8 protein-coding genes, 2 tRNA genes, 3 rRNA genes, 1 pseudogene and 1 riboswitch are annotated in these 18,508 nt (G+C 44.2%); of the genes and pseudogenes, 4 read left to right on the forward strand and 10 right to left on the reverse strand.

Translation table 11 applies throughout. The features are described 5' to 3' along the window. Position 1 precedes the first annotated feature (1 nt). Positions 2-2,326 (reverse strand): 5-methyltetrahydropteroyltriglutamate--homocysteine S-methyltransferase, encoded by a 2,325-nt coding sequence (gene metE / locus H8S90_RS25820; RefSeq protein WP_187340610.1) that lies wholly within the window; start codon positions 2,324-2,326, stop codon positions 2-4. A gap of 162 nt (positions 2,327-2,488) precedes the next feature. Beyond that, positions 2,489-2,690: riboswitch (cobalamin riboswitch) on the reverse strand. Positions 2,691-2,892: 202 nt separating this feature from the next. On the opposite strand from metE, the gene H8S90_RS25825 reads away from it, so the two are divergent. Further along, the gene (locus H8S90_RS25825) at positions 2,893-3,387 is read left to right on the forward strand and encodes a cation:proton antiporter regulatory subunit (protein ID WP_187340611.1); all 495 of its coding nucleotides are present in this window, start codon (positions 2,893-2,895) and stop codon (positions 3,385-3,387) included. Between the two features lie 34 nt (positions 3,388-3,421). Beyond that, on the forward strand, positions 3,422-4,702 hold the full coding sequence (locus tag H8S90_RS25830) for a cation:proton antiporter (protein ID WP_187340612.1): 1,281 nt from the start codon (positions 3,422-3,424) through the stop codon (positions 4,700-4,702). Positions 4,703-4,772: 70 nt separating this feature from the next. Here the strand turns inward: H8S90_RS25830 and H8S90_RS25835 are convergent, their stop codons facing one another. From H8S90_RS25835 to H8S90_RS25845, 3 genes are all read right to left on the reverse strand, one after another. Beyond that, positions 4,773-5,093 (reverse strand): iron-sulfur cluster assembly protein, encoded by a 321-nt coding sequence (locus tag H8S90_RS25835; protein WP_187340613.1) that lies wholly within the window; start codon positions 5,091-5,093, stop codon positions 4,773-4,775. A 20-nt stretch (positions 5,094-5,113) separates the two neighbouring features. Then, the gene (gene uvrA, locus H8S90_RS25840) at positions 5,114-7,945 is read right to left on the reverse strand and encodes an excinuclease ABC subunit UvrA (RefSeq protein ID WP_187340614.1); all 2,832 of its coding nucleotides are present in this window, start codon (positions 7,943-7,945) and stop codon (positions 5,114-5,116) included. Between the two features lie 364 nt (positions 7,946-8,309). Further along, positions 8,310-9,101, reverse strand: a complete 792-nt coding sequence (locus H8S90_RS25845; protein ID WP_187340615.1) for a lytic transglycosylase domain-containing protein — start codon at positions 9,099-9,101, stop codon at positions 8,310-8,312. A gap of 212 nt (positions 9,102-9,313) precedes the next feature. Between H8S90_RS25845 and H8S90_RS25850 the strand changes: the two genes are divergently transcribed. Then, the gene (locus H8S90_RS25850; RefSeq protein WP_187340616.1) at positions 9,314-10,411 is read left to right on the forward strand and encodes a pseudouridine synthase; all 1,098 of its coding nucleotides are present in this window, start codon (positions 9,314-9,316) and stop codon (positions 10,409-10,411) included. A 490-nt stretch (positions 10,412-10,901) separates the two neighbouring features. On the opposite strand, the gene rrf is transcribed toward H8S90_RS25850, so the two are convergent. The 6 genes from rrf to H8S90_RS25880 form a co-directional block, all read right to left on the reverse strand. Further along, positions 10,902-11,013: ribosomal RNA gene (rrf, locus tag H8S90_RS25855) — 5S ribosomal RNA — on the reverse strand. Between the two features lie 63 nt (positions 11,014-11,076). Next, positions 11,077-13,959, reverse strand: a 23S ribosomal RNA gene (locus tag H8S90_RS25860). A gap of 142 nt (positions 13,960-14,101) precedes the next feature. Then, positions 14,102-14,175, reverse strand: a tRNA-Ala gene (locus tag H8S90_RS25865). A gap of 3 nt (positions 14,176-14,178) precedes the next feature. Then, positions 14,179-14,255, reverse strand: a tRNA-Ile gene (locus tag H8S90_RS25870). Positions 14,256-14,381: 126 nt separating this feature from the next. Further along, a 16S ribosomal RNA gene (locus H8S90_RS25875) occupies positions 14,382-15,910 on the reverse strand. Together the 16S, 23S and 5S rRNA genes with 2 tRNA genes alongside form the textbook arrangement of a ribosomal RNA operon. Positions 15,911-16,085: 175 nt before the next feature. Next, a complete protein-coding gene (locus H8S90_RS25880; protein ID WP_187340617.1) occupies positions 16,086-16,310 on the reverse strand; it encodes a hypothetical protein in 225 nt (74 codons plus the stop codon). A 298-nt stretch (positions 16,311-16,608) separates the two neighbouring features. Between H8S90_RS25880 and H8S90_RS26350 the strand changes: the two are divergent. Further along, positions 16,609-18,130, forward strand: a pseudogene (locus H8S90_RS26350) (IS1182 family transposase); the annotation flags it as partial. Positions 18,131-18,508 lie beyond the last annotated feature (378 nt).

Here is an 18,508-nt window from a genome sequence, read left to right on the forward strand (position 1 = left end):
ATTAAACGGTCTCTTTCACGCTACGCAAGTCTTTAGCTGCACCAACCATAGCATCGAGTGCTGCTTTTGTTTCTGGCCATGCCCTGGTTTTAAGACCGCAATCTGGGTTTACCCATAACTGTTTATAATCTATCACTGCCTTAGCTTTTTCCAGTAAAAGGATCATTTCTTCTTTACTGGGAATACGTGGTGAATGAATATCATACACTCCGGGACCAATATCATTCGGATAGTTGAAATTAGCAAAAGCATCTAGCAGCTCCATTTGCGATCGCGACGTTTCAATTGTAATCACATCTGCATCGAGTGCTGCAATGTCAGCAATGATATCATTAAATTCAGAATAGCACATATGTGTATGAATCTGCCTATCATCTGCAACACCCGCAGCAGATAGTCTAAATGCTTTAACTGCCCAATTCAAATAGTTACGCTGGTCAGCTTTACGTAAAGGTAAACCCTCGCGGATCGCCGGCTCGTCAATCTGAATAATCTTAATCCCGGCTTTTTCCAGAGCGAGCACCTCGTCTCTTATGGCTAATGCTATCTGAAACGTAGTTTCAGAACGAGGTTGATCATCTCTCACGAATGACCATTGCAGAATAGTTACCGGCCCAGTAAGCATTCCTTTTACTGGTAGCGATGTAAGCGATTGTGCATAAGAAGTCCAATATACCGTCATATCCTGTGTCCTACTCACATCTCCAAATAAAACAGGGGGTTTCACACAACGAGAGCCATAACTTTGAACCCAACCATTTTTTGTAAACACATAACCTTGCAGCTGCTCGCCAAAATATTCTACCATATCGTTACGCTCAAACTCCCCATGTACCAAAACATCCAGCCCAGCATCTTCTTGCCACTTAATCGCATCTTTGGTTTCCTCTTTTATTAGCTCGTCATACTCTTCCCTGGTAATAACTCCCTTTTTTAATTTCGCTCGCCAGCTTCTCACTTCTTTTGTTTGGGGGAAAGAACCGATAGTTGTGGTGGGAAACAACGGTAGTTTCAGTGTTTCCAATTGTCTTGCTTTCCTTTCTGGAAAAGTGCTCTTTCTTTGTATATCCTCATCTGCAATTGTCGCAACTCGTTCTTTCACATCAATATGATGGATAAGGGTAGAAGTTCTTCTGCGTTCCTGAGAGGTTTGATTTTCAATGTAATGTTGATAGGCAGGCGAACTTTCTTGCCTATTTTCAGCTAATACGGAAAGATCTTTTACTTCTTCTAATTTTTGCTTAGCGAAAGCCAACCAATCTTTCACCTCCTTGGGTAAGGTCTTCTCGTTATCTTCGTTGTCCAAATCGCAAGGAACATGAAGTAAAGAGCATGAAGGTGCAACCCACACCCGGTTCTCACCTAGTTTTTTTGTAGCTGTGTCAATCAGCTCTAAGGACTTATCATAATTGTTTTTCCAAATATTCCTGCCATCAACCACCCCCAAAGAGAGTGTCAATTTTTCAGGAATTAAACGCAGTATCGTTTCCAGCTGTTGCCGATCTCTTACGAGATCAATATGTAAGGCGTCAACCGGAAGGTTTAACGCTACTTCAGCATTATCTTTTAAACCCTCAAAATAAGTTGCTACTATCACTTTAATTCCACCTGTGCTTTTCGCCAGTCGCTTGTAAACCTGCTTGTACAAGGCCAGGGTTTTATCATCCAAATCCAGCGATAAAAAAGGCTCATCTAATTGAATCCACTTGACACCATAATTTTTCAATGCCTCAATAATCCGCTCATATACAGGTAATAGACTATCAATTAAATCCAAGCGATTAAAACCTTGCTCTTTTTCTTTCCCTAGTAATAAATAACTGATAGGACCAACTAAGACTGGTTTTGTTTCAATACCCAACTGCTTAGCTTCGTAATATTCATTGATTATTTTCTCAGAAAACAAACTGAAGTTTTGATTTTTGATAAACTCCGGCACCAGATAATGATAGTTCGTGTCAAACCATTTAGTCATTTCCATAGCCGTAACGTCTATACCGTCATGCTGAAAACCTCTGGCCATCGCAAAATAAAGTTCCAATTCGTGCTCAGCACTTTTGTTAGCGGCAAGGTTATAGTACCGTTGGGGTATTGCTCCTACCATTAGGGTCATATCCAACACTTGATCATAAAATGAGAAATCATTAGAAGGTATAAGGTCTATCCCCATTTCCTGCTGAATTTTCCAATTGGAAGTACGGATTTTAAGTCCAGCTTCCAGCAATTCCTTCCTCGAAATTTTACCACTCCAAAAGGCTTCGCAAGCCTTTTTCAATTCCCGTTGGGCACCAATACGCGGGTAACCCAGATTGTTTGTAAGCAACATAAATTAATAGTTTAATTAAACAAATATTCTTGTTTCTATAAAACTTCCTCGGGCTTTCAACAAAGTATACAGCAAGGCATAGCATACCCTATTACCAAAACATCTCTTTTTTGGAAAGGTTTGCTCTATTTTGGGCCTTGACATTGCTTCTATTCGCGAAAGCCTGTCAAACTACTTAAAGGCAAGTCTCCTGGCTTGCATTCGTCCGTTTTACGTCTTCCCATTCCATTGGAACAGTGACTGTGGTATGTAAAACCTATCCCATTATTATTGGGAGAATGCTTACAGTTGCGCGACAGCCCGTGATTCTCACACGGTTCCTTATTAATTCTCCTTAAGAGAAACCACTAAGTGCTCAATCTGAGTAATTGTTATTAACAAGTCGCCTCAAACCTAAGATAAATTCTGTAACTTTGCAATTCATTTGTAAAAAGTATACATCTAGATGTATATTCTTTACTATTTGGATAAGGCGGAACGATTCCAATTCGAGCTGTCAAAAAAGGAGTAGCTTGGTGTAGAACACACCATTTAAGATTTATTATTAAATTAAACTTAAGTCAAAAATGTCTATCGTTAGGGAAAGTGACTTACCTGGTATAGGTAAAAAATACCAAATTGTAACTGGAGCAGGTGACAATATGGTGGTGGTTATCCATGATGACGGGAACCGTGAATTATACCGATTAGACGAGGAAGAAAACGAGTCAAAATGTGTGATGACACTCAATGACGAGGAATCTCGCCAAATCGCTGGTATAATCGGAGGGCTATCATATAAGCCAAAAGCTCTGGAAACTATGGAGCTTGCCGTTAATGATTTGGTGATTGAATGGTTAAAGGTAGAAGACAAGGCTTTAATCAATCAGCAAACTATTGGTCAGCTTGAAGTTAGGCAAAAAACCGGAGCGTCTATCATTGCGGCGATAAAGGATGAAGAGAGCATAATAAACCCAGGTCCCGATTACAAAATTACTCCTGGCACTACATTAGTTGTTGCGGGAAAGCGCAGCAATATCAAAGCTTTAAAGGAACTTCTTCGAGGTTATCAAACCGTTTAACACTGATCCTATTTTTTTTTAACCATGTGAGTATATGCATACAGAGACCCTTATATTAGAAATAGGAATTGCCGTTGGCCTTGTAGCTTTCGTTGGAGCCGTTGCCAATAAACTTCGTTTTTCTGTCATACCCTTTTTTATTTTAATAGGTATGGTTTTGGGGGATCATGCACCAAAGTTAGGAATTGTCGATTTACAATTCACCGAAAGTAAACCTTTCATTGATTTCATGGGTAGGCTGGGAGTGCTGTTTTTGCTTTTCTATTTAGGTCTTGAATTTTCTGTTGGCCGACTCCTAAAGTCGGGAAAAGCAATCGTATCGGGAGGATCTATCTACGTTGCCTTAAATTTTACGTCTGGTCTTGTAGTAGGATGGTTGATGGACCTTCCATTTGCAGAAATGATGATTCTTTGTGGAATCATGACCAGTTCTTCCACTGCGATAGTAGCAAAAGTGTTAACGGATTTAAAACGAACTGCAAACGCAGAAACAGAAGTTATCATGGGGATGATCATGTTTGATGATTTATTTATTGCCATGCATATCTCTTTTTTATCAGGTTTAGTGCTAACTGGCGGCGGGTCATTTTGGACGGTAGCCAGTACTTCCTTGCTCGCATTAGGTTTTATCCTCATATTCTTGATCTTAGGCAGAAGATTAGTTCCTTATATCGACAGAATATTAAATGTCAAATCTTCTGAAATTTTTATTTTAATCATCTTCGCATTACTTTTCCTGGTAGCTGGATTTTCCGAAACCATTCACGTTGCCGAGGCGATCGGAGCACTCATGGCAGGGCTAGTTCTTGCGGATTCTCAATACATCAAACGAATAGAGCAAATGGTATACCCTTATAAGGATTACTTCGGCGCAATGTTCTTTTTTAGTTTCGGACTTTCTATCGATCCTTTCACCCTTAGCGGCGCCGTGGTATGGGCCACTATAGCTGCTGTCGTCACAATTATTGGAAATGTTGCTTCTGGTTATTTTGCCTCGCGGTTTGCTGGCTTAAAAACAAAGACATCCTTTGACATAGGTTTTACGTTAGCCGCTAGAGGAGAGTTTTCTATTATCATGGCAAATATTGGAAAGGCAGGCGGTCTGAATCCTATCATTCAATCTTTCGTAGTAGTCTACGTCTTGATACTGGCAATCGTGGCTCCTATCTTAACCAAAGAATCGAGAAACATATGGCACGGAATATTTGGCGGGGGATTATACGCGAAAAACAAACAGCCGGTAAAAACGCTTGAAGCTTTGGAAGCTGAGGCCGAAGCGAACAAAGAACAGCTATCTTCAGATAAGGAAACTTAAATTAAACTTATCACATTAACTATTAGTACAAGGCTAGTCTTACTTGCCTCCTGCATTTGACCACTGGCGTTTACATAAAACCCAGTTCCAAACGAGCTTCCTCACTCATCATACTTTTATCCCACTTAGGGTCAAAAGTAAGCTCCACTAAAGCATTTTTTACGCCGTCAATTCCTGCTACTTTTCTTTGTACCTCATCCAAAAGTTCTCCCGCTACCGGACAAGCAGGAGCTGTCAAGGTCATAATAATCTTTGCGGTACCGTCTTCCTTTGTGTTTACTTCATAAATCAAGCCTAACTCACAAATATTCACAGGGATTTCTGGGTCAAATATCGTCTCCAACTGCTCCGTAATCTTATCGGCAACACCTAATTTATCAATTACAATCATAAGATTTCCTCCTTTAACTTTTAATTTAATTCGGCCTTCAAGAATCGGGCAGTCTCACTTTTCCGATTTTTCAACATCTCCTCAGGAGTTCCGCTAAATAACACATTTCCCCCTGCAGCCCCCCCTTCCGGACCTAAGTCAATAATCCAGTCGGCCACTTTTATAACATCTAAGTTATGTTCGATCACCAGCACTGTATTACCCCTATCTACTAAACGGTTTAACACCCCCAATAAAACATTAACATCTTCAAAATGCAAGCCAGTTGTAGGCTCGTCAAGTATATAAAAAGTATTTCCCGTATCTTTTTTAGATAATTCAGTAGCCAACTTAACTCTTTGCGCTTCACCTCCAGACAAAGTTACGGAAGATTGTCCTAAAGTAATATATCCCAGTCCAACATCTTGCAAAGTCTTTATCTTTCTGTATATTGACGGTATTGATTCAAAAAAAGGAACTGCTTCATCAATACTCATATTTAACACATCACTAATAGATTTACCACGATACCTTACTTCCAGCGTTTCCCTATTATACCTCTTCCCATTGCATGCTTCGCAAGGCACCTGTACATCGGGTAGAAAATTCATTTCAATAACTTTCATTCCCGCTCCCTGACACACTTCACATCGTCCCCCTTTCACGTTAAACGAAAACCGTCCAGGTTTATACCCTCGAATTTTCGCTTCCGGAAGCTGAACAAACAAACTCCTTATATCAGAAAAAACACCTGTATAGGTAGAAGGGTTTGATCTCGGTGTCCGCCCAATAGGTGTTTGATCGATTTCAATAACTTTGTCTATATGATTTAACCCATCAATCGTTCTGTAGGGCATAGGTATTTTCTTTGCTCGGAAAAAATGATGGTTTAGAATAGGATACAAGGTCTCCGTGATAAGGGTAGATTTTCCACTTCCTGATACACCGGTAATCGCCAATAATTTTCCTAGTGGGAACTCCACTGTTACATTTTTTAAATTGTTGCCATTTGCATTTTCCAATCGAAGCTTGAGTCCATTACCAGACCGCCTAACTGCTGGCACACGGATCTCCCTTTTTCCATTCAAATAATCCGCTGTCAATGTTTCAGCGTTTTTTATTTGTGAAGGCGTACCTTGTGCCACAATTAAACCACCGTTTAATCCAGCGCTTGGCCCCATATCAATAACGTGATCCGCTTCAAGAATCATATCCTTATCATGCTCAACTACCAATACAGAGTTTCCAATATCACGTAGGTTTTTTAACGCTTCTATCAACCTTTCATTATCACGTTGATGAAGGCCTATACTTGGCTCATCCAAAATATATAACACATTTACCAACTGCGAACCTATCTGAGTGGCTAGCCGTATCCGCTGAGCTTCTCCCCCCGAAAGCGTTTTTGCAGTACGGTTTAAAGTTAGATAGCTTAACCCTACATTTAATAAAAAACGTAGTCTGCTTCTTAATTCTTTTAAAATTTCTTCGGCTATTATTTTTTGCCGCTCGTCTAATTTAGCGTCAACATGATCAAACCAAGAGGATAAAGAAGCAATATCCATTGAGGCTAAATCGAAAATGTTTTTTCCAGCGATTTTAAAATGAAGTGGCTCTCTTTTAAGTCGAGCACCATTACATACCGGGCAAGTTTTCTTTGCACGGAAAAGGTCTAAATCGTCACTCTTCTTTTCCGCATGTTCCTCTAACAACTTAAATATACCATCAAAACTAACCTTATACTCTTTAACATTCCATTTATTATAGGTAACAGGCACTGTAATTAAATCAGGTGCACCATTAAGCAATATATCCAATTGTTGCGCAGACAAACTTTCTACTGGAGAAGACAGCGAAAATTCGTACTTCTTAGCCAGGGCCTTTAACTGTTGAAAAGTCCAATTATCCTTATACTCTCCTAAAGGGGCGATCCCCCCCTTTAGTATACTTATTTTCGGGTCAGGTATTACTGATTGCTCGTCGATTTCAAAGGTATAACCTAAACCATCACATTTTTCACAGGCACCGTACGGAGAATTGAAAGAAAATGTGTTTGGTTGGGGTTCATCATATGATATTCCACTTTCTGGATCCATCAAATAACGGCTAAAGAAATATTCTTTGTTACCTTGATCACTTATTTTGATAATCCCTTTTGCTGCCTTCATTGCCTGTTGTAAGGACGTGTGCAAACGTTTCCTATCCTTTTCACTTACAAGAAGTCTGTCGACAACCATCTCGATATCATGTATCTTATATCTATCGACCTGCATCTTCGGCGTCAAATCAACAATTTCACCATCGACCCTTACCTTAACATATCCCTGCTTTCTGATTTGTTCAAACAATTCCCGATAATGTCCTTTACGTCCCTTAATCAATGGCGCTAAAATATTAATAGATTCACCATTGAATTGGTTTAATATCTGATCAACTATTTGGTCTTCCGACATGCGTTCCATTCTCTTCCCCGTAACGTAAGAAAATGCCTGTCCTGCTCGCGCATATAATAGTCGCAAAAAATCATATACCTCCGTAATTGTACCGACAGTAGACCGTGGATTTTTACTAGTTGTTTTTTGTTCAATAGCTATGACAGGGCTTAGTCCGGCAATTTTATCAACGTCTGGCCGTTCCATTCCCCCCATAAATTGTCTGCTATAAGCACTAAAGGTCTCCATATATCTACGTTGACCCTCGGCGTAAATCGTATCGAATGCCAACGAAGATTTCCCACTGCCACTTAATCCGGTAATAACAACTAATTCATTTCTTGGAATAACAACATCTATATTTTTAAGATTGTGCACCCTAGCGCCAAATACTTCCAGTTCACTTTGATCACCTAAATCAACGGGTAATTTATCGTTCATGTATATATACAAAAAATAGCTTTATGCCCTAACTCAACTCTAACAAATGGAGTTGCTAGACAAATACAAACTTAGACAAAATTGTCCGTAATTGGAACTCATAACAACTTTTGAAAATGGTCTAAAAACCCGTATAATAAACAGCTAACCCCATCTCTACATTAAAAACCCCAATCTGCATTAATAAATTTACGTTAGGCTTACTTATATGGTAATCACTCAATTTTATTAAAAATCAAATCTTCAGCATAACGTCAGAAAAAAGAAAAGCGAATAACAGGTATCTATTATTCGCTTCTCTATGAAGCTGTCCTATTTAAATCTAGAACTCAGCCTATTCTTCTTGCATTTCTACGGAAAGCGATCACATCTGGTTATTCTCATTAGCGTTAGCTACATCTTCCAAGGCTAATTTTGTATCTCTCTTTTCTATCTTATAACCATAATCCCACGGATTTTCAATTACTTCCTTGGTAGAGATGAGCTTATACACATAATTACTCGTTTCTTTATTGAGCTTTAGCTGATAATAATCATCTTGATTTTGCATGCGTATAGTTTTTCGCAAGCTTCCACTTCCTACATTATACGCTGCTGCAACCAATGTCCAATTACCAAACTCTTTATAAAGTGCATTTAGATACTTACACGCCGCAACAGTTGACTTCTGTACATCATGTCTTTCATCTACCGCACCATTCACTTTCAAGCCAAAAGCACGAGCAGTCGCAGGCATAAATTGCCATAAACCAGATGCTCCTCTATGAGAAGTCCCTTCTATTAAACCACTTTCAACTAAAGGTATATATTTGAAATCTTCGGGAATGTTGTATTCTTCCAGAACCGGCTCAATTATCGGGAACCAAGCTTTTGCATTTTTATGTAACTTATATGTTCTCAACTTTTCAAAAGAATAAGCCTTTAAAGAACGTTTTATCTTCTTCTCAATATTTACATCCCCAGTTGGTAAATATTCATCTGCAAAATTCAATGTTGAATAACCTGTCTCTTTTTTGACAGCTTCTACAACACTTAGTGTACCGGACGGAATGGTATTTTTAGCTTCCTTATTTATAGGCGTACTATAGATAAACATCTTTGAAAGAACCAAAGCTAATAAAACCACCATGCAAGTACATAGGTGTTTTTTTATCATTTTTTTACCTCTCTGTTTTGGTTAAGCAAAAAAGCGGTTGCAAATATACAAATTATTTACTTAAAATACAAATAGTTACAAAAAACCATTTGCAAAAGCGAAAGATTTTAACTATACTTTAGGTCTGTTTTTTTTCTAAAACAATCCACAAACAACTATTTATCAACATTTTTAAGTATCTTTGCGCACACATCATACGTACAAAAAAAATTATGCCATTCAGGAACAAAAGGAACAGTCGGGACGACAAATCCACCTCTCAAAAACAATCTTTTTCCAAGGGAACATCTGGTTACAAAAGTAAAGATACTCATAAAGGTGATAGCCGGCCGGGTAGAAAACGTAATGAGAGCGAAGCTACAGAAAAGTCTTTTAAAAATGATTCTTTTAAGAGTGATTATAAGGATTCTTGGAAAAAGAAAGGAAATGAAAGCTCCTATTTTAAATCATCTAAAAGACTTTCTCATAAAGATTATAAAGATAAAGACGCTGACGATCGGAAGTATAGCCCTTCAAATACCTATAAAAAAAGCTTCGGCAAAAGCCGCAGTAGAGTAAATGATAGCAATTTTTCGAAAGAACGAGAAGATAACGGGCTGATTCGCCTTAACAGATATATAGCCAACGCGGGCATTTGTTCTCGCCGAAAAGCAGATGAATTGATACAGGCTGGTGTAGTTACAGTAAATGGTTCTGTCGTAACCGAATTAGGCACAAAGGTAGATGTGGCAAAGGATGAAATTCGTTACAATGGAGAAAAACTTAAAAGAGAAAAAATGGTTTATGTCTTACTCAATAAACCAAAAGATTATATCACGACCACAGACGATCCTCAAGAACGCCGTACGGTTATGCACTTAGTAGAAAAAGCTTCTAAAGAACGTATTTATCCCGTAGGACGTTTAGACCGGAACACAACTGGTTTATTGTTACTCACCAATGATGGAAACTTGGCGGAGAAACTCTCTCATCCAAGAAATAGTATAATGAAAATCTATCAGGTAGAGTTAAACAAAAACCTAACGCAAGGCGACTTCAATAAAATAGGCTTTGGATTAGAGTTAGAAGACGGTTTTATTAAACCAGATGATATAAGTTATGTGGTTGGTGCCAGTAAAAAAGAGGTTGGCATTCAAATTCACAGTGGAAAGAATAGGATTGTAAGGCGTATTTTTGAATCATTAGGTTACGATGTACTTAAGTTAGATCGGGTAATTTATGCTAACCTTACCAAAAAGGATCTACCTAGAGGGCGCTGGAGATATCTTGAAGAAAAAGAAATTGTGCAGTTAAAACATTTTATTAAATAAACTACCATTACATCAAAAGGGCGTTATTATATATAAATGATGACGCCCTTTCACTTCACACGCTTTTGAGGAAAAGGAAAGTCATAACGAATTCCTTAAGCGTACATTTACCCTCTTCTGATTAGTTAATCACCACCATTAAACTATTTGTTAACACACCGCTATTGAGCTACTTACAGTATCAATGTCATCTCATTTTATACTGCTAGATTTGCATGTACACCTAAAGGGATACGGAGCATCACAAAACCCAACTAACCGAGCAGATCAGGAGCCCCCCTACAACTTCACTGGAGCTGACGCACACGAACATACCCGTCGGGGACCACGGTGACATCGCCCACGGATGGGACCGGGTCTATATGGCCTCCCTGGCCGGTTTCTTTTCCGCGGGGGAATGAGGGGCCCCTGCCCCGGGGGGAGGGAACGTTGGGGCAGCGGGGGCCCGTTAACGCAAAAAGCCCCGCTGCACGTGCAGCGGGGCTGTGAAAATGGGCACCGACCTACTCTCCCACGTGTTACCGCAGTACCATCGGCTCTGGCGGGCTTAACTGCTCTGTTCGGGATGGAAAGAGGTGGACACCGCCGATATAGGCACCTGAATACCTTATATAGACATATACCGGAAGAAAAAAATACGGGAAGACAACAGCCCTGTTCCCTGCTTGAGAAAGCTTCGGGCTATTAGTACGGCTCGGCTATGGTATCTCTACCTTTACACCTGCCGCCTATCGACGTAGTAGTCTGCTACGGCCCTGTAAGGAAGTCTCATCTCGCGGCTAGTTTCGCACTTAGATGCTTTCAGCGCTTATCTATTCCCAGCATAGCTACTCTGCGGTACACCTGGCGGCATAACAGATTCACCAGCGGCTGGTCCAACCCGGTCCTCTCGTACTAAGGTCAGCCCCGCTCAAACTTCCAACGCCCACAACAGATAGGGACCGAACTGTCTCGCGACGTTCTGAACCCAGCTCGCGTGCCACTTTAATCGGCGAACAGCCGAACCCTTGGGACCTTCTCCAGCCCCAGGATGTGACGAGCCGACATCGAGGTGCCAAACCTCCCCGTCGATATGAGCTCTTGGGGGAGATCAGCCTGTTATCCCCAGAGTACCTTTTATCCTTTGAGCGATGGCCCTTCCATGCAGAACCACCGGATCACTATGTCCGTCTTTCGACCCTGTTCGACCTGTATGTCCCACAGTCAAGCAAGCTTTTGCCATTGCACTCCGCGTACGGTTACCAAGCGTACTGAGCTTACCTTTGAAAGCCTCCGTTACCTTTTTGGAGGCGACCACCCCAGTCAAACTACCCACCAAACAATGTCTCCGCAAATAGCGGATTAGGAACCGGATACAGAAAGGGCGGTATTTCAAGGGCGATTCCGCGCATCCTGGCGAACGCGCTTCAATATCTCCCGCCTATCCTACACATCCTGCACCCAGTACCAATGTTAAGCTATAGTGAAGGTTCATGGGGTCTTTCCGTCCCGTTGCGGGTAACCGGCGTCTTCACCGATACCACAATTTCACCGAGCTCATGGCCGAGACAGCGCCCAGATCGTTACACCATTCGTGCAGGTCGGAACTTACCCGACAAGGAATTTCGCTACCTTAGGACCGTTATAGTTACGGCCGCCGTTTACCGGGGCTTCGATTCAATGCTTCACCCGAAGGTTGACATCCCCTCTTAACCTTCCGGCACCGGGCAGGTGTCAGGCCTTATACGTCATCTTTCGATTTGGCAAAGCCATATGTTTTTGTTAAACAGTCGCCTGGGCCTTTTCACTGCGGCTTCTCAATCGCTTGAGGAAGCGCCCCTTCTCCCGAAGTTACAGGGCCATTTTGCCGAGTTCCTTAGCCATGATTCACTCGAGCACCTTAGGATTCTCTCCTCGACCACCTGTGTCGGTTTGCGGTACGGGTCTTTATAACCTGGAGCTTAGCGGGTTTTCTCGGAAGTCTGATTACCTGCGCTATCGGCGCCCCCGAAGGTTTGCCGTACTATCGGCCTTCAGCAGTACCGGCGGATTTGCCTGCCGGTCCTGTACCTAAAGCCTTCAACGCACTATTCCGTCAGTGCGCGGCAGTGTCACTGCTCCGTCACCACATCGCAGTTATAAAGAGTACCGGAATGTTAACCGGTTGTCCATCCACTTCCCCTTTCGGGTTTCGCGTTAGGTCCCGACTGACCCTGATCCGATTAGCGTTGATCAGGAAACCTTGGTCTTTCGGTGGGCGGGTTTCTCGCCCGCCTTATCGTTACTTATGCCTACATTTGCTTTTCCATCAGGTCCACGGCGCATCGCCGCTCCGCTTCGCCCCCGATGGAATGCTCCCCTACCGATATATTCATATATCCCACTGCTTCGGTGGTGTGCTTGATGCCCGTTTATTATCCACGCCCGGCCGCTCGACTAGTGAGCTGTTACGCACTCTTTAAATGAATGGCTGCTTCCAAGCCAACATCCTAGCTGTCTGGGCAACCGGACCTCGTTAGTTCAACTTAGCACACACTTGGGGACCTTAGCAGGTGGTCTGGGTTCTTTCCCTCTCGGCCCCGGACCTTAGCACCCGGAGCCTCACTGCAGACCATATCTGAACAGTATTCGGAGTTCGTCTGGATTTGGTAGGATGTGACTCCCCCGCACCCAATCGGTAGCTCTACCTCTGTCAGACTACATGTCCACGCTGTTCCTAAAAACATTTCGGGGAGTACGAGCTATTTCCCAGTTTGATTAGCCTTTCACCCCTACCCACAGGTCATCCGGAAACTTTTCAACGTTTATCGGTTCGGTCCTCCAGTACGTGTTACCGCACCTTCAACCTGCCCATGGGTAGATCACAAGGTTTCGCGTCTACCTCCACTGACTCTGCGCCCTGTTCAGACTCGCTTTCGCTTCGGCTGCGTGGCTTAACCACTTAACCTTGCCAGTGAAGAGTAACTCGTAGGCTCATTATGCAAAAGGCACGCCGTCACCGGACCTGCCGGCTCCGACCGCTTGTAAGCACACGGTTTCAGGTTCTGTTTCACTCCCCTGTTCGGGGTTCTTTTCACCTTTCCCTCACGGTACTGGTTCACTATCGGTCTCTCAGGAGTATTTAGCCTTGGCGGATGGTGCCGCCGGATTCCCACAGGGCGTCTCCGACCCCGCGGTACTCAGGATCCCGCTAGGTCAATCTCCATTACGTGTACGCAGCTCTCATGCTCTACGGCAGGCCTTCCCAGACCTTTCCACTTCTTCGGATTGTACCACGTCGCGGTCCTACAACCCCGCTGCTGCCGTAACAGCAACGGTTTGGGCTCTTTCCCTTTCGCTCGCCACTACTCAGGAAATCATTGTTATTTTCTCTTCCTGCGCCTACTTAGATGTTTCAGTTCAGCGCGTTCGCGTTATATACGGCATGTCTTCAACATGCCAGGTTTCCCCATTCGGAAATCACCGGATCGGCTCTTATTTGCAGATCCCCGGCGCTTATCGCAGCTTATCACGTCCTTCTTCGCCTCTGAGAGCCTAGGCATCCCCCGTGTGCCCTTTCTTACTTTCTTCTCCCGGCAGCCTTTTGCGCCTGCCGGGATGCCTTTGTCCGGGCCGTGCACCAAAGGCACGGCCCTGCTGTTGTCTTCTCTCGTGTTTTTTTTCTTCCAATATGTCAAAGAACTTCTATCCCGGTACAATCACCGGAAATCGTGGAGAATAACGGATTCGAACCGTTGACCCCCTGCGTGCAAGGCAGGTGCTCTAGCCAGCTGAGCTAATCCCCCGTCTGGTAGTCCCGAGCAGATTTGAACTGCTGACCCCTACATTATCAGTGTAGTGCTCTAACCAACTGAGCTACGGGACTGCACTCTTCTTCTCTTCTGCTCCGGTACCCCGGTAGGGGAGGGTACTGCTTCCTCTTTCCTAATTCTGTTCTGTATCTTCAAAAGAAATCTTCATGGCGCAGCGGGTGCACCGGCGGGCACTCCAGAAAGGAGGTATTCCAGCCGCACCTTCCGGTACGGCTACCTTGTTACGACTTAGCCCCAATTACCGGTTTTACCCTAACACGCTCCTGTACGGTTACATGCTTCAGGTACCCCCAGCTTTCATGGCTTGACGGGCGGTGTGTACAAGGCCCGGGAACGTATTCACCGCGTCATTGCTGATACGCGATTACTAGCGAATCCAACTTCACGGGGTCGAGTTGCAGACCCCGATCCGAACTGTGACCGGCTTTCCGAGATTGGCATGACCTTGCGGTCTAGCGGCCCTCTGTACCGGCCATTGTAGCACGTGTGTAGCCCCGGACGTAAGGGCCATGATGACTTGACGTCGTCCCCGCCTTCCTCACTGTTTGCACAGGCAGTCTGGATAGAGTCCCCACCTTTAAATGCTGGCAACTATCCACAGGGGTTGCGCTCGTTGCGGGACTTAACCCAACACCTCACGGCACGAGCTGACGACAGCCATGCAGCACCTAGTTTCGCGCCCCGAAGGGAATGACCATCTCTGGCCACGCCGCTAACTTTCAAGCCCGGGTAAGGTTCCTCGCGTATCATCGAATTAAACCACATGCTCCTCCGCTTGTGCGGGCCCCCGTCAATTCCTTTGAGTTTCACCCTTGCGGGCGTACTCCCCAGGTGGAACACTTAACGCTTTCGCTTGGACGCCGACTGTCTATCGCCGACATCGAGTGTTCATCGTTTAGGGCGTGGACTACCAGGGTATCTAATCCTGTTCGATCCCCACGCTTTCGTGCCTCAGCGTCAATCATACCTTAGTAAGCTGCCTTCGCAATCGGTGTTCTGTGGCATATCTATGCATTTCACCGCTACTTGCCACATTCCGCCTACCTCAAGTACATTCAAGCACGCCAGTATCAAAGGCACTGCGATGGTTGAGCCACCGTCTTTCACCCCTGACTTAGCATGCCGCCTACGCACCCTTTAAACCCAATAATTCCGGATAACGCTCGGATCCTCCGTATTACCGCGGCTGCTGGCACGGAGTTAGCCGATCCTTATTCTTACGGTACATTCAGCCCTTTACACGTAAAGGGGGTTATTCCCGTACAAAAGCAGTTTACAACCCGTAGGGCCGTCTTCCTGCACGCGGCATGGCTGGTTCAGAGTTGCCTCCATTGACCAATATCCCTTACTGCTGCCTCCCGTAGGAGTCTGGTCCGTGTCTCAGTACCAGTGTGGGGGATTCTCCTCTCAGAGCCCCTAGACATCGTCGCCTTGGTGGGCCGTTACCCCGCCAACCAGCTAATGTCACGCGAGCCCATCCATTCCCTATCAATATTTCACCGTAGCACCATGCGGTGAAACGGTCGTATGCGGTGTTAATCCGGATTTCTCCGGGCTATCCCCCTGGAATGGGCAGGTTGCTCACGCGTTACGCACCCGTGCGCCACTCTCACCGAAGGTAGCAAGCTACCCCCGGATCCCGTCCGACTTGCATGTATTAGGCCTGCCGCTAGCGTTCATCCTGAGCCAGGATCAAACTCTCCATTGTATAATGAATGTTCGCGATCCGGACCCTCTCCTCTGTAGCGAGGCGGCCCCGATCTTTTCTTGTCTTCCGACCCGACCGGTGCGAACCCCGCTGCGCTACATGAATCATTTCTCTTCTATTAAAGAACTCTTACGCCCCCGCTTCGCGCTTCGGCTTCCGCTGTATCCCTCGGCCATCAAAGCCCCAGGTACATCAATCCCCCTTCCGGGGCTGCAAAGGTAGAAAACTTTTCCGTACCCGCAAAATATTTTTTCTGTTTTTTTTTTCCCGGCCCGGCCCACAGGGGAAAACTCCCCAAAAAACACCCCAAGACCCCGGAAACCTCAAAAAACAACCGCATCCCTTCGTTTGCGGAGTGCAAAGATACGCACTTATACCGTACCGCCAAATACTTCCCCACTTTTTTTTGACCCAGATCCGCAAATCACTGTAAATCAAATAAATTATTTTTTCACCATTAGATCGCCCCCAGCAGACCATGGGATATAATCTGGATATACCCTTCTCATATAACAACGTACATCCCTGAGTTTAGCTGATTTCTTATATTATAGCTATTAAACAGAGGTTTAACAGGGGATTAACAGAGGAGCTGTCTAAAAAGCCCTATTAATAGAAGATCCCCGATACTGAAAAAGTGTCGGGGATTTTTATTTTTTGTCCTAAAAAACAGTTATTTTTAGGTGCACCCAAACAATATGGCAAACATACTATTCAAAGCATTACCGTCCAACAGTCCGAGCCTGTTTCCGGAAGATATTTTTGCAAAGATCCCAGAGAACCACCCGGTACGTCTGGTAAATGCAGTGGTTGACAGACTGAACATCGACCACATCATAGGACAGTACAAAGGTGGCGGCACGAGCAGTTTCCATCCGCGTATGATGATCAAAGTGCTGTTCTATGCCTATCTGGGCAACATCTATTCGTGCCGCAGGATAGAAAAGGCCTTACAGGAGAATATCTATTTCATGTGGCTTTCGGGCCACAGTGCACCGGATTACCGAACGATCAACCACTTCCGTGGCAAAAGACTTAAAGGGCATATCCATTCCCTTTTTGCCGATGTTGTCCGTTTGCTTGCCGAACTGGGCTATGTAAGCCTAAAGGTCCAGTACATAGACGGTACAAAGATTGAATCGGCGGCAGGCCGTTAACTTTTGTATGGAAAGGTTCGGTGGAAAAGAACAAAGCAAAACTGGAAAATAAAATACAGTCGGTCCTCTCGGACATTGAATCACAGATAAAACAGGACCAATCGGAACTGGGCAGGGATGAAACACCCAAACCTATTAAGAGCAATGAGCTCAGGGACAGACTTTCTTTACTGAACGAAAAGCTCAAAGCAACAGCAAAACCTACCCAAAAACAGCTTAAAAAGCTGCGGGAAGAACATCTTCCAAGGCTGGAAAAGTACGAAAAGCAATTGGCTACACTGGGGGAAAGGAACAGTTACAGCAAAACCGATGAAGATGCCACCTTCATGCGGCTGAAAGATGACCACATGCAGAACGGGCAGCTCAAACCGGCCTACAACACGCAGATCAGTACGGAAGAACAGTTCATCACCCACTACAGTATCCACCAGACAAGCACCGATACCACCACATTGGAAGACCATCTTGATAGCTTCGAAGATCAATATAACAGGCAGAGCGATGTGGTGGTGGCCGATGCCGGTTACGGAAGTGAAGAGAACTATGAAATGCTGGAATCAAAGAACATAGAAGGTTACGTGAAATATAATTACTTCCACAAAGAGCAGAAACGCAACCAGAGGAACAATCCTTTTCTATTACAGAACCTGTATTATCATAAAGAGCAGGACTTCTATGTGTGCCCGATGGGACAGAAGATGGAGTTTGCCGGTAAGGGAATACGCAAAAGCACCAATGGATATAGTTCCCGGGTGAGCTATTACAGGGCCGAACGCTGTGAAGGCTGCCCGCTTCGGGGCAGTGCCATAAAGCGCAGGGAAACAGGATCATCGAAGTCAACCACCGGTTGAACGAACTGAAGACCAGGGCACGCGAACGTCTAACATCGGAAACAGGAAAGTACCACCGGAGTAAACGCCCCATAGAAGTGGAGGCGGTCTTCGGACAGATGAAAAGCAACAACAGATTCAACAGGTTAACCATGAGGGGGCTTGAAAAGGTCGATATTGAGTTCGCCCTGATGTGTATAGGGCATAACCTGAGAAAATGGTCGAAAAAGCTCCTGAAAACAACTTCGTCAGGCCCAAACAACGAACCTAAATACAATAATCCCCTTATTTATGACCCCAAATGGATAAACTACTGCTATCAACCATTGGTCGCAGAGTAACATCCTAAAACCGATAGACTCTACAGGTAGATACAAAACGAAAGAAGGCGCCCTTTTTAGACGCCTTCTACGTAAATACTACATTGATCTATGCTTAACATTGAAGTTGGCAGGACTCCTAGCTGCCAGTATCGCCCAAGAACCTAAATGCCCCAGAAGCCGGAAAATCTATTTGTTACTATTGTTGCAAGATTTTTTTTTGCCAGACAGGATTCGTATCCACACGTTATTTTTTGTTGCACCACTCGCTTTCTACTTTTCACTTACTGT

Origin of the sequence: Olivibacter sp. SDN3, from assembly GCF_014334135.1 — a bacterium.
Classification (GTDB): domain Bacteria; phylum Bacteroidota; class Bacteroidia; order Sphingobacteriales; family Sphingobacteriaceae; genus Olivibacter.